14 protein-coding genes are annotated in these 14,762 nt (G+C 54.9%); 1 reads left to right on the forward strand and 13 read right to left on the reverse strand.

The annotated features are described in order from the left end of the window. From mrdA to leuS, 7 genes are all read right to left on the reverse strand, one after another. The gene (mrdA, locus tag AC2FAP_RS00780) at window positions 1-1,902 is read right to left on the reverse strand and encodes a peptidoglycan DD-transpeptidase MrdA (protein ID WP_014169119.1); all 1,902 of its coding nucleotides are present in this window, start codon (window positions 1,900-1,902) and stop codon (window positions 1-3) included. Between the two features lie 28 nt (window positions 1,903-1,930). Continuing rightward, a complete protein-coding gene (gene rlmH / locus AC2FAP_RS00785) occupies window positions 1,931-2,398 on the reverse strand; it encodes a 23S rRNA (pseudouridine(1915)-N(3))-methyltransferase RlmH (protein WP_003858701.1) in 468 nt (155 codons plus the stop codon). 3 nt (window positions 2,399-2,401) lie between these two features. Further along, window positions 2,402-2,719 carry a ribosome silencing factor gene (gene rsfS / locus AC2FAP_RS00790; RefSeq protein WP_003858696.1) on the reverse strand — a complete coding sequence of 106 codons (318 nt, stop codon included), beginning with the start codon at window positions 2,717-2,719 and terminating at the stop codon, window positions 2,402-2,404. A 270-nt stretch (window positions 2,720-2,989) separates the two neighbouring features. After that, window positions 2,990-3,655 (reverse strand): nicotinate-nucleotide adenylyltransferase, encoded by a 666-nt coding sequence (nadD, locus tag AC2FAP_RS00795; protein WP_032670621.1) that lies wholly within the window; start codon window positions 3,653-3,655, stop codon window positions 2,990-2,992. After that, complete coding sequence (gene holA, locus AC2FAP_RS00800) at window positions 3,648-4,679, reverse strand: DNA polymerase III subunit delta (protein ID WP_040016926.1); 1,032 nt, start codon at window positions 4,677-4,679, stop codon at window positions 3,648-3,650. Before holA ends, nadD begins: the two co-directional genes overlap by 8 nt. After that, the gene (gene lptE, locus AC2FAP_RS00805; RefSeq protein ID WP_020884995.1) at window positions 4,679-5,248 is read right to left on the reverse strand and encodes an LPS assembly lipoprotein LptE; all 570 of its coding nucleotides are present in this window, start codon (window positions 5,246-5,248) and stop codon (window positions 4,679-4,681) included. The genes holA and lptE overlap by 1 nt, the downstream gene beginning before the upstream one ends. A 14-nt stretch (window positions 5,249-5,262) precedes the next feature. Beyond that, window positions 5,263-7,845, reverse strand: coding sequence for a leucine--tRNA ligase (gene leuS, locus AC2FAP_RS00810; RefSeq protein WP_485452812.1), 2,583 nt, complete (start codon window positions 7,843-7,845; stop codon window positions 5,263-5,265). A gap of 214 nt (window positions 7,846-8,059) precedes the next feature. On the opposite strand from leuS, the gene AC2FAP_RS00815 reads away from it, so the two are divergent. Next, window positions 8,060-8,542, forward strand: coding sequence for a zinc ribbon-containing protein (locus AC2FAP_RS00815; protein WP_025204671.1), 483 nt, complete (start codon window positions 8,060-8,062; stop codon window positions 8,540-8,542). A gap of 79 nt (window positions 8,543-8,621) precedes the next feature. Here the strand turns inward: AC2FAP_RS00815 and rihA are convergent, their stop codons facing one another. The 6 genes from rihA to lnt form a co-directional block, all read right to left on the reverse strand. Further along, the gene (gene rihA, locus AC2FAP_RS00820; RefSeq protein ID WP_047955230.1) at window positions 8,622-9,566 is read right to left on the reverse strand and encodes a pyrimidine-specific ribonucleoside hydrolase RihA; all 945 of its coding nucleotides are present in this window, start codon (window positions 9,564-9,566) and stop codon (window positions 8,622-8,624) included. A 120-nt stretch (window positions 9,567-9,686) separates the two neighbouring features. Next, window positions 9,687-10,412 carry an amino acid ABC transporter ATP-binding protein gene (locus tag AC2FAP_RS00825; RefSeq protein ID WP_014169127.1) on the reverse strand — a complete coding sequence of 242 codons (726 nt, stop codon included), beginning with the start codon at window positions 10,410-10,412 and terminating at the stop codon, window positions 9,687-9,689. Then, window positions 10,412-11,086 carry a glutamate/aspartate ABC transporter permease GltK gene (gene gltK / locus AC2FAP_RS00830; RefSeq protein WP_014169128.1) on the reverse strand — a complete coding sequence of 225 codons (675 nt, stop codon included), beginning with the start codon at window positions 11,084-11,086 and terminating at the stop codon, window positions 10,412-10,414. The genes AC2FAP_RS00825 and gltK overlap by 1 nt, the downstream gene beginning before the upstream one ends. Next, on the reverse strand, window positions 11,086-11,826 hold the full coding sequence (locus tag AC2FAP_RS00835) for an amino acid ABC transporter permease (protein WP_449541407.1): 741 nt from the start codon (window positions 11,824-11,826) through the stop codon (window positions 11,086-11,088). Before AC2FAP_RS00835 ends, gltK begins: the two co-directional genes overlap by 1 nt. A gap of 155 nt (window positions 11,827-11,981) precedes the next feature. After that, a complete protein-coding gene (locus AC2FAP_RS00840) occupies window positions 11,982-12,887 on the reverse strand; it encodes an amino acid ABC transporter substrate-binding protein (RefSeq protein WP_020884991.1) in 906 nt (301 codons plus the stop codon). Window positions 12,888-13,218: 331 nt separating this feature from the next. Continuing rightward, the gene (gene lnt / locus AC2FAP_RS00845; RefSeq protein WP_214580683.1) at window positions 13,219-14,757 is read right to left on the reverse strand and encodes an apolipoprotein N-acyltransferase; all 1,539 of its coding nucleotides are present in this window, start codon (window positions 14,755-14,757) and stop codon (window positions 13,219-13,221) included. Between the last annotated feature and the right edge of the window lie 5 nt (window positions 14,758-14,762).

Here is a 14,762-nt window from a genome sequence, read left to right on the forward strand (position 1 = left end):
TTATTGGTCCTCCGCCGCAGCGGCGGCCGGGTTTTCAGCCGGCAGTTCGGTGTTGTTATCACCCAGCATAATGTGGTCGAGGATCTGGCGCATGATGGTCCCCACGGCCGGACCTGCACCGCCGTTTTCCAGAATCATCGCCACCGCAACCTGCGGGTTATCATAAGGGGCAAAGGCCGTCATCAGCTTATGGTCACGCAGACGTTCAGCAATACGGTGCGCGTTATAGGTTTCATTGGCTTTCAGACCGAAGACCTGCGCAGTACCGGATTTGGCGGCCACTTTATACGGTGTGCCGGCGAAATACTTATGTGCGGTCCCGTTAGGGCGGTTCGCCACGCCGTACATACCGTCTTTAGCAATTTCCCAGTAACCGGAATGAATGTCACCCACCGGGGCTTCATGCGGCTGGATCCACGGCACTTTTTTGCCGTCTTCAACCGTACTTTGCAGCAGGTGCGGAACTTTCACTACGCCATCGTTGATGAGGATCATCATCGCTTTGTTCATCTGAATCGGGGTCGCCGTCCAGTAGCCCTGACCGATACCCACCGGAATGGTATCACCCTGATACCACGGCTTCTTAAAGCGCTTCAGCTTCCACTCACGGGTTGGCATGTTACCGGAACGTTCTTCTGAAAGGTCAACGCCGGTGTAATGTCCATAGCCGAATTTGCTCATCCACTCTGACAGGCGGTCAATGCCCATGTCATACGCAACCTGGTAGAAGAAGGTATCCGCAGACTCTTCCAGCGATTTGGTGACGTTGAGGTGACCATGACCCCATTTTTTCCAGTCGCGATAGCGTTTTTCAGAGCCTGGTAATTGCCACCAGCCCGGGTCAAACAGACTGGTATTGCGGTTGATGACGCCCGCGCTCAGCGCAGAGACCGCCACGTACGGTTTTACCGTTGACGCTGGCGGGTAAACCCCTTGTGTGGCGCGGTTCACCAGCGGTGTATTCGGGTCATTGAGCAGACCGGAATAGTCTTTGCTGGAGATACCATCGACAAAGAGGTTCGGGTCGTAGCTTGGCATGGACACCATCGCCAGAATGCCGCCGGAACGCGGATCGGTGACGACAACGGCAGCACGGCTGCCCGCCAGTAGGGTTTCAATATACTGCTGCAGCTTGAGGTCGAGCGTCAGGTAGACGTCATGCCCCGCCTGCGGTGGCACTTCTTTGAGCTGGCGAATGACGCGGCCACGGTTGTTAACTTCAACCTCTTCATAGCCGGTCTGCCCGTGCAGGACATCTTCGTAGTAGCGTTCGATCCCCAGCTTACCGATATCGTGCGTCGCCGCGTAGTTCGCCAGTTTGCCGTCTTTATCGAGGCGTTCAACGTCTTTATCGTTGATCTTGGAAACGTAACCAATGACATGCGTCAGTGCGGAACCGTAAGGGTAGTAGCGACGCTTGTAACCTTTCACTTCCACGCCGGGAAAACGATACTGGTTCACGGCAAAGCGGGCCACCTGGACTTCCGTCAGGTTCGTTTTAACCGGGATTGAGGTGAAACGGTGGGAGCGGGCTCGCTCTTTTTTGAACGCGGCGATATCATCGTCGGTCAGATCGACAACGCCTTTTAGCGCTTCAAGCGTATCCTGCACATTATCGACTTTTTCCGGCATCATTTCGATTTGATAAATGGTGCGGTTTAACGCCAGCGGAGTGCCGTTACGGTCGTAGATAATGCCGCGGCTGGGCGCGATGGGCACCAGCTTGATACGGTTTTCGTTTGAACGCGTCTGATAATCGGTAAAGCGGACAATTTGCAGATTATAGAGGTTGGCGATCAGCACGCCGGTAAGCAGCAAAATCCCCGTAAAGGCGACCAGCGCCCGGCGCACAAACAGCGCGGACTCAGCCGTATAGTCGCGAAAAGAATTCTGTAGTTTCATCCGCTGCTTAATCTACCCTGGTCAGTCACTACTCGCGGTGATATGGGTGGTTGGTAGTAATGCTCCACGCGCGATACAGGCTTTCTGCCACCAGTACCCGAACGAGCGGGTGGGGAAGCGTCAGCGCGGAGAGAGACCAACTTTGTTCTGCCGCCGCTTTGCAGGCAGGAGATAACCCTTCAGGCCCGCCAATCAACAGACTGACGTCACGACCATCCTGCTTCCAGCGCTCCAGTTCGTGCGCCAGCTGCGGCGTATCCCAGGGTTTACCTGGAATATCGAGGGTGACGATGCGGTTTTTGCCTGCGGCAGCCAGCATCAGCTCTCCCTCTTTATCGAGAATACGTTTGATATCGGCGTTCTTGCCGCGTTTCCCGGCGGGAATTTCCACCAGTTCGAACGGCATGTCTTTTGGAAAACGACGCAGATATTCAGTAAAACCGGTTTGTACCCAGTCCGGCATTTTGGTGCCGACGGCGACCAGTTGCAACTTCACGCATTAACCCCAGAGTTTTTCCAGTTCATACAGGCGACGGCTCTCTTCCTGCATGACATGGACAATCACATCGCCGAGATCGACAACCACCCAGTCAGCGGTCGCTTCGCCTTCAACGCCAAGCGGTAACAGGCCTGCTGCACGCGATTCCTGAACAACGTGGTCGGCAATCGAAACAACATGACGCGTTGAAGTACCGGTGCAGATAATCATGCAGTCGGTGATGCTGGATTTACCCTTAACGTCGATAGCGATGATGTCCTGACCTTTCAGGTCATCAATTTTGTCGATAACAAAATCCTGGAGTGCTTTACCCTGCAAGTTTTCCCCCTGGGGTGAATGAGATTGTATAACTATGAATTCGTGGCCAGACAGTATACCTGAACTGACGCCAGTGTCGGGACAAATGTCTCCGGCCGGGCTTTTGAAGGCGGGTATCATCCCACCCTCCGCCTGAGATTGCATCGCCATTTTTGTAAAACAATTTCTGTAAAGCAATGATCGGCGGGAAAGTCTGGCAGCGGAGGATAACAGTATGGCTTAACCTGTCAAGGCAGGATAATCATTACGCCGCTTTTTCATGCGCCCCCGCTATGCGTCTGCGCTTTTCTGATACAACCCATGCGCGTGAATGTAGTCCAGCACAGCTGATGGCAGCAGATCGTCACAGGCTAATCCCTGCTGCAGACGCTCGCGAATGAGGGTCGCAGAAATATCGAACCACGGCGTCTCTGCCAGATAAATCTTCCCGGCAGGCTGGTTGTGCAAGTCTTCAATATTGTCTGTGAGATGCGCCTCAAGCCACTGCTGATACTGCTCTTTTCGCATGGTCAGCGGATAGCCCGGACGGCGACAGACAAGCAGGTGGCTGTTTTCCAGGATCGTTTCATACTGGTGCCAGGTGGGAAAATTGAGCAGGGAGTCCTGACCAATAATAAAGGCCAGCGGCGTGTCCGGCCCTTGCTCCGCTCGCCACTCCTGCAGCGTTTGCGACGTCCAGGACGGTGTGTCGCGGCGCAGTTCTCGCTCATCAAGGCTAAAAAGCGGTTTATCCGCGATGGCCAGAGCGAGCATCTCTTTTCTCTGCTCGCTGCTCGCCTCAGGTTGCGGACGGTGTGGCGGCACATTATTGGGCATGATGATTACGCGCTGAAGGCCGATCAGATTCGCCAGAATTTCAACCGGCTTCAGATGTCCGTAATGGACCGGGTCGAAGGTACCACCGTACAGGGCCTGTAAAGAATGCATACTATCCATCGATAAATACGTCTGCCAGCGCCTTATGGCAGAGCAGCAAAGAGAGACTTTCCAGCTCCGCCCAGACCGACTGACCATAATCTTGTTTCAACGTAAGCTCAGCGCGCATCAGAAGCTGCACGGCCTGACGCAGCTGTTCATGACTCAGGCGGTTGATGGCCTCGGTGGTCATCGCCCGACGGTTTTGCCACACCCGATGTTTATCAAACAGCGAACGTAATGGCGTATGTGCAGACTGACGCTTGAGGGTAATCAGCAGTAATAATTCACGCTGAAGAGTGCGCAGCAAAATAACCGGTTCGCTACCTTCCAGACGCAGCTGTTGCAGTATATGCAGGGCGCGTTTGCTTTTCGCTGCCAGCAGTGCATCCACCCAGTGGAAGGGCGTAAAGTGCGCGGCATCGTTAACGGCCTGCTCCACGCGTGGCAGTGTCAGCTTACCGTCTGGCCAGAGCAGGGAGAGCCTGTCCAGCGCCTGCGCCAGTGCCAGCAGGTTGCCTTCATAGCAGTAGCAGAGAAGCTGGTTTGCGGCGTCGTCCAGCTGAAGATTGTTTTGCTTCGCTCTTGTCGCGACCCATTTTGGCAGATGGGCTTGCTCAGGCGTCTGACAGGTCACCATAACCGCATTGGCCGCGAGCTGGGTAAACCAGGCCGCGTTTTCCTGCGCTTTGGTGAGCTTGTTGCCGCGCACAATAAACAGCAGATCGCTGTGCAGCAGACTGACCAGCGTTGCCAGCTGTTCATTGATGGCCGCGTTAGGGCCATTCTCCGGTAGCAGGATCTGGATGGTCTGGCGCGATGCGAAGAGGCTCATCGCCTGGCAAAGCGAGAAGAGGGCATTCCAGTCGGTGTTGTTATCCAGCTGGACGGTGTGGTGTTCATCAAAGCCCTGAGCGGCCGCCGCCTGTCGGACGGCATCCAGGCTTTCCTGAAGTAATAACGGATCGTTTCCGAGAAGCAGATACGCCGCGCGCAGCCCTTCATTGAGCTGCGCGCGGAGTTGTTCAGGATACAGCCTGATCATCAGTTACCCATGGAGGCAGAAACAGGAGGCGTGGTGGCATCCGGTTTTTCGATGATGTCAGAACCCTGTTTCGTTGACGCGGCAACGCCCGGCAGCTTACGGATCAGCTGCTCTGCGGCCTTATCGTACATTTCGTTAATGATAATCTGCTGCTCGGCGTCTTTTGCCAGAGCCGTCTGCGGGTTATCGAAGAACGAACGGTACACTTTCGTGCTGATTGGGTAGATGTCTTTACCCGGGATCAGAACGGCGGCATTAACCGACAGTACCATCTGATACTCCGCGGTACGGCCGTCCTGGAAAATGGACGCCGTGTCTTTGGCTAAGGTTGAGCCCAGAACGCGCAGGGATGGAACATCCTGACGTAACGTCCCTTTCTCAATCAACTCAACATCGTTAAGCCGCAGCTGGTTTCGAATTGCCCGGCTGAGTGGACCATTCGGATCCGATGAGTCGAAAATCATCGTTTTCATTTCAGCAGGCACTGCCGTGGTATTGCGCAGATGCCAGCCACAACCAGCGGTGACAAGCACCGCCAGAGATAAGAGTATTGTTGCCAGTTGTCGCACGTTTCCTCCCGCGCTTAGCCAACGACCAGATTCAGCAATTTACCCGGTACGTAGATCACTTTACGTACGGTAACGCCCTCAAGATATTTCGCAACCAGATGTTCCTGGCCTGCGCGTTCGCGAACCTGTTCTTCGGTAGCATCGACCGCCACGGTAATTTTACCGCGAACTTTGCCGTTAACCTGGACCACAACCAGCGTGGTGTTTTCCACCATCGCGGATTCGTCAGCCACTGGCCACGGTGCGTTGTCGATATCGCCTTCGCCTTTCAGCTCCTGCCAGAGGGTGAAGCTGACGTGCGGGGTGAACGGGTTCAACATGCGAACGACGGCCAGCAGCGCTTCACGCATTAAGGCACGATCCTGCTCGCCATCCTGCGGGGCTTTTGCCAGCTTGTTCATCAGTTCCATAATAGCCGCAATTGCGGTATTGAAGGTCTGACGACGACCAATATCATCGGTCACTTTTGCAATCGTTTTATGAACATCACGACGCAGCGCCTGCTGATCTTCAGTCAGTGCCGCGACGTTCACTGCCGGAGCATCACCCTGAGAGGTGTGCTCATAAACCAGTTTCCAGACACGCTTCAGGAAGCGGTTAGCCCCTTCAACGCCCGATTCCTGCCATTCCAGGGTCATGTCAGCCGGAGAGGCAAACATCATAAACAGACGCACGGTATCTGCGCCGTAACGCTCAACCATCACCTGAGGGTCGATGCCGTTGTTTTTAGACTTCGACATCTTGCTCATGCCGGTATAAACCAGTTCATGACCTTCGGTGTCTTTCGCCTTCACGATACGGCCTTTCTCGTCGCGCTCAACGATCGCGTCAACCGGAGACACCCAGTTACGCTCGCCGTTCGCCCCGACGTAGTAGAAGGCATCGGCCAGCACCATTCCCTGACACAGCAGCTGTTTTGCTGGTTCGTCAGAGTTGACCATGCCTGCGTCACGCATCAGCTTGTGGAAGAAGCGGAAGTAGAGCAGGTGCATGATGGCGTGTTCAATACCACCGATGTAGATGTCCACAGGCAGCCAGTAGTTTGCTGCATCGGAATCCAGCATGCCTTCCTGATACTGCGGGCAGGTGTAACGCGCGTAGTACCATGACGATTCCATAAAGGTATCAAAGGTGTCAGTTTCACGCAGCGCTGGCTGGCCGTTAACGGTCGTTTTTGCCCACTCAGGATCGGCTTTGATTGGGCTGGTGATACCGTCCATGATCACATCTTCCGGCAGGATCACCGGGAGTTGATCTTCTGGCGTTGGCATCACGGTACCATCTTCCAGCGTCACCATTGGGATAGGTGCTCCCCAGTAGCGCTGGCGAGAGACACCCCAGTCGCGCAGGCGGTAGTTGACTTTACGCTCACCGACGCCCAGCGACGCTAACTTGTCGGCAATCGCGTTGAAGCCATCTTCAAAGCTCAGACCGCTGAATTCACCCGAGTTGAACAGGGTGCCTTTTTCGGTCAGGGCTTGTGCGGAGAGGTCTGGCTCAGAACCGTCAGCCGCGAGGATGACAGGCTTGATGGTCAGGCCATATTTGGTGGCAAATTCGTAGTCACGCTGATCGTGGCCTGGAACGGCCATGACGGCGCCCGTACCGTACTCCATCAGCACGAAGTTGGCTGCCCAGACAGGGATTGCTTCGCCCGTCAGTGGATGGATGGCCTTAAAGCCGGTATCAACGCCTTTCTTCTCCATCGTCGCCATGTCGGCTTCGGCCACTTTGGTGTTGCGGCACTCGTCGATGAAGGCCGCCAGTTCCGGGTTGTTTTCCGCGGCTTTCTGCGCCAGCGGGTGACCAGCGGCCACGGCCAGATAGGTCGCACCCATGAAGGTGTCCGGACGGGTAGTGTAGACGGTCAAGGTCCGATCGTCGTTCTCAACGTTGAAGGTGATCTCCACGCCTTCTGAACGGCCGATCCAGTTACGCTGCATGGTCTTGACGGTATCAGGCCAGTGATCCAGATTATCCAGATCGTTCAGCAGCTCGTCAGCGTAGGCGGTGATTTTGATAAACCACTGTGGGATCTCTTTACGCTCAACTTTGGTATCACAACGCCAGCAGCAGCCGTCGATAACCTGCTCGTTCGCCAGTACGGTCTGGTCGTTCGGGCACCAGTTAACGGCAGAGGTCTTCTTATACACCAGGCCTTTTTTGTACAGCTCGGTGAAGAATTTCTGCTCCCAGCGGTAGTATTCCGGGGTGCAGGTCGCCAGCTCGCGGCTCCAGTCATAGCCAAAGCCCAGCATTTTGAGCTGGTTTTTCATGTACGCGATGTTGTCGTACGTCCACGGGGCAGGTGCCGTGTTGTTTTTGACCGCCGCGCCTTCTGCAGGCAGACCAAACGCATCCCAGCCGATTGGCTGCAGGACGTTTTTGCCGAGCATACGCTGGTAGCGGGCAATCACATCACCAATGGTGTAGTTACGCACGTGGCCCATGTGTAGTCGACCAGAAGGATAGGGAAGCATCGACAGGCAGTAATACTTCTCTTTGCTCTCGTCTTCGGTTACTTCAAAGGTGCGCTTCTCGTCCCAGTGTTGCTGGACTTTTGATTCTATCTCTTCCGGGCGGTATTGCTCTTGCATGGCAGCCAGTGGTCCTGTTTTCAATACAGCTACAAATGTAGCCAATGGATGTGGTAATTCAGATCCGCATAGCATAGCCCAAACGCCCGCGCCAAAACAGCCTTTCGCACAAATGCACGCGTGAGGAATTTGTCGGGTCTGTGGTTCACCTGGCAAAGCGGTGGCGAAATAAGGTCTATTATTAGAGTCAGTTACTTACCCGGGAGGCAAAATGATGAACAAGGTTGCTCAATTTTACCGAGAACTGGTGACAACACTGACGGAACGGCTGCGTAACGGCGAGCGTGATATCGATGCGCTGGTGGAACAGGCGCGGGCCCGCGTGACGCAAACGGGTGAGTTAACGCGAACCGAAGTGGAAGAGGTGACGCGCGCCGTACGCCGCGACCTGGAAGAGTTTGCGCGAAGCTACGAAGAGAGTCAGAACGAGGTTACCGACAGCGTTTTTATGCGGGTAATTAAAGAAAGCCTGTGGCAGGAGCTGGCGGATATCACCGATAAAACGCAGCTGGAGTGGCGTGAAGTCTTTCAGGACCTCAACCACCACGGGGTCTATCACAGCGGAGAAGTGGTCGGACTGGGGAATCTGGTGTGCGAGAAATGCCATCACCACATTGCAGTCTATACGCCGGATGTGTTGCCGCTGTGTCCAAAGTGTGGACACGATCAGTTCCAGCGTCGGCCGTTTGAGCCCTAAGTAAAAGCCGCCCTCTCCCTGCAGGCCAGGGGGAGGGCATCAGGCCGCAGAGCAGTCTATCATGCCCGGTGGCCTTCGCTTACCGGGCCTGGCTGTAATAGTTGAGTCTTTCCGCCAGCAAACCCACGAACGCTTCCCGGTCAATATCCACCATCAGCGTGGTGTTGGGTTGATTGCCCGTCAGCGAATAGTAGTCCACCACCGTCATACCCTGAGTGTATTTTCCCTGGGTTTCCACGCCTACCCACCGTTCTACCGTGGTAAACATCTCCGGTTTGAGCAGCCAGGCAATGGTGCACGGATCGTGCAGCGGCGCGCCGTGAAAACCCCATTTCTCGGCTTTGTGATACGCCATAAAGAAGTCCAGCAATTCTGCGACGGTTGTCGCTACCGGGTTGCCAATGGCACGAAAGCGCGCAATGTCGTGCGCCATTATTTGTGCGCGATGGGTGACGTCCAGGCCGGCCATAACAATCGGCAGGCCAGACTGGAAGACAATCTCTGCGGCTTCCGGATCGACAAAAATGTTGAACTCCGCCGCTGGCGTCCAGTTCCCGAGTCCCATTGCGCCGCCCATGATCACGATTCGGGCGATTTTACTGTGCAATTCCGGATGGCTGTTCAGCAGCAGCGCAACGTTGGTTTGCGGGCCGGTGGCCACCAGCGTGACCGGTTCCGCGCTTTCACGCAGCACTTTCGCCATCAACTCTACGGCGGTGCAGGGTTGCGCTTCAAACCCCGGTTCGGGCAGTGCCGGGCCATCCAGCCCACTTTCACCGTGCACGTTGTCGGCAATGATCAGATCGCGCATGAGTGGTTTGATGGCACCGCCGGCGACCGGTATATCGGTGCGTTTGAGCAACGTCAGCATACGCAGGACGTTACGCAGCGTTTTCTCCGGGGTCTGGTTTCCGGCAGAGGACGTAACGGCTTTGACGTCCAGTTCAGGGGAGGCAAGTGCAAGGACGAGGGCGATCGCGTCATCATGACCCGGGTCGCAATCGAGAAGGATAGGTTGTGCCATAGCGTGCTCCATACGTAGCATTATTTTGTGACAAGGTTAACGCTGCAATGTGACGCCGACGAGAAGAAGAGAGTTAAAGCGTGAAGCAGTGCGCAATCCGCAGATTGCGCACCGGGGAGATTAGTGCAGGATTTTGGCGAGGAAGTCTTTTGCTCGCTCGGATTTTGGATTGGCGAAGAACTCTTCTTTCGGCGAGTCTTCAACAATCTTCCCTTCGTCCATGAAGATCACGCGGTTCGCCACTTTGCGGGCAAAGCCCATTTCGTGGGTCACCACCATCATCGTCATCCCTTCGTGCGCCAGCTCAACCATTACGTCCAGCACTTCGTTGATCATCTCGGGATCGAGAGCGGAAGTCGGTTCATCAAACAGCATGGCGACCGGATCCATACACAGGGCACGGGCAATAGCCACACGCTGCTGCTGACCGCCAGAGAGCTGCGCCGGGAATTTATCAGCATGCGCAGAGAGCCCCACGCGTTCCAGCAGCTTCAGACCTTTATCGCGCGCGAGCTTTTTATCGCGTTTCAGCACTTTTACCTGCGCCAGCGTCAGGTTCTCGATAATGGAGAGGTGCGGAAACAGCTCAAAGTGCTGGAACACCATGCCGACGTGGGAACGCAGCTGAGCAAGGTTGGTTTTCCTGTCATTGACTTTGGTGCCATTGACGAGGATCTCACCTTGCTGCACCGGCTCCAGGCCGTTAACGGTTTTGATCAGCGTGGATTTACCGGAGCCGGATGGCCCACATACCACCACCACGTCACCTTTTTTCACTTCGGTTGAGCAGTCGGTCAGCACCTGAAAGTGCCCATACCATTTAGAAACATTTTTCAGGGAAATCATTATACAGTCCTTTTCTTCAGCCAGCTGACCAACAGCGACGCGCTTAAACTAATCACAAAATAGACGCCACCCGCGAAGAGCACCATTTCGACCTGCGTACCGTCACGTTCACCGATGGTAGACGCGGTACGGAAGAAGTCTGCCAGGCTCAATACGTAGACCAAAGAGGTATCCTGGAACAGTACGATGCCCTGGGTCAGCAGGAGGGGAACCATGGCGCGAAACGCCTGCGGCAGAATAATGAGCTGCATGGATTGCCAGTGCGTCATCCCCAGCGCCAGCGCGGCGCTGGACTGCCCACGGGAAATACTCTGAATACCCGCTCGGATAATCTCTGAATAGTAAGCAGCCTCAAACATTGAGAACGCGACCATCGCGGAGATCAGGCGGATATCGGTTTTCGGCGACAGCCCCAGCACGTTTTGCAGAAAGCCGGGAACAATCAGGTAAAACCACAGCAGTACCATCACCAGGGGAATGGAGCGGAAAACGTTAACGTAGGCCGTGGCAAACCAGGCGAACGGTTTAAAGGCCGACAGGCGCATGACCGCCAGCAGGGTGCCCCAGACGATACCCACCACAATAGCAATCACGGTGATTTTTAAGGTGATCAGCAGGCCATCCAGCAGGTAAGGCATGGATGGAACGATAGAACTCCAGTCAAATTCGTACATTATTTGCCCCCCAGATTGCCCAGCAGGCGGATTTTGCGTTCAACCAGGTTCATCACCAGCATGATGAAAGTGTTAATCAGAACATAGGCGAGTGTGATCGCTGTGAAGGATTCCCACGCGTGGGCGGAATAATCCAGCAGCTTGCCCGCCTGTGCGGCCATATCCACCAGACCGATGGTCGAGGCGATGGCCGAGTTTTTCACCAGGTTCATCATCTCAGACGTCATCGGTGGAACAATGACGCGGTAAGCGTTAGGCAGCAGTACATAGCGGTAAGTTTGTGGCAGCGTCAGGCCCATCGCCAGGCCAGCATTTTTTTGTCCGCGCGGCAGTGACTGAATGGCGGCACGCACCTGCTCGCAAACGCGCGCGGCGGTGAAGAGCCCCAGGCAGAGCATGGAGGAGACAAAGAACTGCACGTTCGGATCCAGTTCCGACTTAAACCACATGCCAATATTTTCCGGCAGCAGTTCCGGGACGACCAGATACCAGGTGAAAAATTGCACAATCAGCGGAACGTTACGGAACAGTTCCACATACAGGGTGCCGAGAGATGAGAGAAAACGGTTAGGCACGGTGCGCAAAATACCGAACAGTGAACCGACAAGAAACGCGATAATCCACGCCGTGATCGATAAGGCGACGGTAACCTGAAAACCGCTCCACAGCCAGCCAAGATAGGTGGTGTTGCCGAACGGGGCTTGTTGCAGGAATATGCCCCAGTTCCAGTCTATTGACATAATAAACTCCAGAAAAAAAAGGGTAGCAGCGCTACCCTCGAAGATTGGTGAGAAGCTCATTTTTCGCGCTGAGTGGGGAACGACCACTCAACGTATAGTCTGTCCATGCTTCCCGACAATCGAGAGGGCAGGAGATCCCGCCCCTGTTGTTCTAATTAGTTAAGAGCCTTGTCGTTTGGTGATTTGAACAGCGCTTTCATGTCGTCAGACAGTTCGAAGTTCATGTTAAGATTTTTGGGTGGAATCGGGTTCTTGAACCATTTATCGAACCATTTTTCCGCTTCACCGGAGGTCTGAACCTGAGCGATGGTGTCATCGATCAGCTTCTTGAACTGCGGATCGTCTTTACGCAGCATACAGCCGTACGCTTCTTTAGATTGCGCCGTGCCGACGATATCCCAGTTGTCTGGTTTCTTCGCTTTTGCACGTTCGCCTGCCAGCAGGGCATCATCCATCATAAACGCCACAGCACGGCCACTTTCCAGGGTACGGAAAGAGTCGCCATGATCTTTCGCGCTGATGATGCGCATATCCATTTTCTTCTCGTCGTTCAGCTTGTGCAGCAACACTTCGGAAGTGGTACCGGAGGTAACAACAACGGCTTTACCTTTCAGGTCCGCAAAGTCTTTGATCTCGCCGCCTTTCTTGGTCAGCAGGCGGGTGCCCACGACGAAGATGGTGTCAGAGAAGGCAGCCTGTTTCTGACGCTCAAGGTTGTTGGTGGTGGAACCGCACTCAAAATCGAACGTGCCGTTTTGCAGCAGTGGAATACGGTTTTGTGAAGTGATTGGAATCAGCTTCACCTGCAGGTCAGGTTTGTTCAGCTTTTTCTTCACAGCTTCAACGATAGCGTTGGAGTAATCCTGTGAATAGCCCACGACTTTTTGCGTGTTGTCGTAGTAAGAGAACGGGACAGAAGATTCACGGTGGCCGACCACGATCACGCCGTTTTTGGCAATCTTGTCGAGAGTGCTCCCGGCAGCCGGAGCATCTTCAGCGTGAACGACGCTTGCCGACATCCCCATAACCAGCATTGCTGTGGCCAGTTTACGTAATTGCATACCCAACTCCTTTCTTATCAGCGCCAGTGACGCATTGATACCCATTGTGATGTTGTTATATCTCGCGCTATGCGAGTGCAGTGTTATGCAAGCTTGTTAACATTTAGTCTGGCTTAATGTAAAGATTTTGCTGCGTTATTGTTTATTTTTGCGAAGCGCGCCGCACCAATCAGAGGCAAATATCTCTCGTTGCACCGTTTCGGTGCTACCGGTGATCTACGCTGGTGCGACGAAGTTGCACGTTAAGCCAAACTGCGTTTACGTGGGGAAATAAAGCAAGAGACGTGCCAGAAATACCCTCTCCCAACGGGAGAGGGGAAGAGAGGGGAAATTATCGACGACGCTGACGCAAGCTCATCAGCACCGCGCCAAATCCGAACAGCGCGGTCAGGATCCACAGCGGCCAGTTGCCGGTGCGGGCATAAGGCGTCAGGCCCGTCGCAGGCGTGACGTTGGTCGTCAGCACTTCACGGGTGAACTGCGGGATCATGGCCTGGATTTCGCCCTGCGGGCCAATCACGGCGGTTATGCCATTGTTGGTGCTACGCAGCAGCGGGCGCGCCAGCTCCAGGGAGCGCATCCGCGCCATCTGGAAATGCTGCCACGGGCCAATCGACTTGCCAAACCAGGCATCGTTGGAGATAGTCAGCAGGAAGTCAGTGTCCGGACGGAAGTTATCGCGCACCTGCTCGCCGAGGATAATTTCGTAGCAGATGGCCGCTGTCAGGGCAAAACCGTGCGCATGCAGCTGGGGCTGAACGTACGGGCCACGGCTGAATGAGGACATCGGCAGGTCAAAGAACGGTGCTAACGGGCGCAGAATGGACTCCAGCGGTACAAATTCGCCAAACGGTACCAGGTGATTCTTGTTATACCGGTCAGTGGAGTTGTAGCTGTATTCGCTGTCTTTACCCAGCGTAATGATGGTGTTGTAGGTGTCATAGCGGTTCTGCTGATTCAGACGCGCATCGACAATCCCGGTAACCAGCGTACTGCCGCGAGCCAGCAGTAGATCGTTCATCATGTTCAGGAACGGCTGCTGGTTAATTTCCAGATCCGGAATCGCCGACTCTGGCCAGATGATGAGCTGCGATTTACCCATGACCGCCTCGGTGGCGTTAGCGTAGATCTTCAGCGTGTTCAGCAGCTCTTTCTCGTCCCATTTCATTGACTGAGGGATATTCCCCTGCACCATTGAAACCTGCGTGGTGCGCTCTGGCACCAGGCTGTACCACTGGATATAACGCAGTGGGAAAGGCAGGGCAAACAACACCAGCGCCACGACCAGCGTCTTCCAGCTACGTGTGACCAGCGCCAGGACCAGCAGTCCGCTCACCACCATCAACAGGAAGTTAATCGCTTCAACGCCCATTACCGGAGCAAGCCCCTTTAGCGGGCCATCAATCTGACTGTAACCGAACTGCAGCCACGGGAAGCCAGTCAGTACCCAGCCGCGAAGGAACTCGGTAATTTGCCAGACAACCGGCGCAGCAATGGCAACGCGCAGCCAGGTGGTTTTTGGCCACAGGCGAGAAAGGATACCCGCGAACAGGCCGGTATAGAGCGAGAGATAAGCGGCCAGCAGCACCACGAGGAAGACGTTAACGGGTCCTGGCATACCGCCAAACTGGGCGATGCTGACATAGACCCAGTTGATGCCGGAGCCAAACAGCCCCAGTCCCCAGAAGTAGCCAATCGCTGCCGCCTGGACGGGACGACGATTCAGGGTTAAACCCTGAAGTCCCATCAGGGAGAGAATGGCTGCAGGCCAGATATCGTAAGGAGAAAAAGCCAGCGTTCCGCTGGCTCCGAGTAACAGCGCCAGCAGCAGACGTACGCGCTGGCGTTCAAGTAATGGGGCAAATGCCATTTACA

The sequence above is a fragment of the Enterobacter cloacae complex sp. 394I7 genome (genome assembly GCF_057320345.1).

Bases quoted from the DNA above. Each gene is read 5' to 3' on its own strand.
- nadD (WP_032670621.1), bottom strand. From the start codon at position 3,655: ATGGATAGTATGCATTCTTTACAGGCCCTGTACGGTGGTACCTTCGAC.
- rihA (WP_047955230.1), bottom strand. From the start codon at position 9,566: ATGGCACAACCTATCCTTCTCGATTGCGACCCGGGTCATGATGACGCG.
- mrdA (WP_014169119.1), bottom strand. From the start codon at position 1,902: ATGAAACTACAGAATTCTTTTCGCGACTATACGGCTGAGTCCGCGCTG.
- leuS (WP_485452812.1), bottom strand. From the start codon at position 7,845: ATGCAAGAGCAATACCGCCCGGAAGAGATAGAATCAAAAGTCCAGCAA.
- lnt (WP_214580683.1), bottom strand. From the start codon at position 14,757: ATGGCATTTGCCCCATTACTTGAACGCCAGCGCGTACGTCTGCTGCTG.
- AC2FAP_RS00835 (WP_449541407.1), bottom strand. From the start codon at position 11,826: ATGTCAATAGACTGGAACTGGGGCATATTCCTGCAACAAGCCCCGTTC.
- holA (WP_040016926.1), bottom strand. From the start codon at position 4,679: ATGATCAGGCTGTATCCTGAACAACTCCGCGCGCAGCTCAATGAAGGG.
- AC2FAP_RS00840 (WP_020884991.1), bottom strand. From the start codon at position 12,887: ATGCAATTACGTAAACTGGCCACAGCAATGCTGGTTATGGGGATGTCG.
- AC2FAP_RS00815 (WP_025204671.1), top strand. From the start codon at position 8,060: ATGAACAAGGTTGCTCAATTTTACCGAGAACTGGTGACAACACTGACG.
- gltK (WP_014169128.1), bottom strand. From the start codon at position 11,086: ATGTACGAATTTGACTGGAGTTCTATCGTTCCATCCATGCCTTACCTG.
- AC2FAP_RS00825 (WP_014169127.1), bottom strand. From the start codon at position 10,412: ATGATTTCCCTGAAAAATGTTTCTAAATGGTATGGGCACTTTCAGGTG.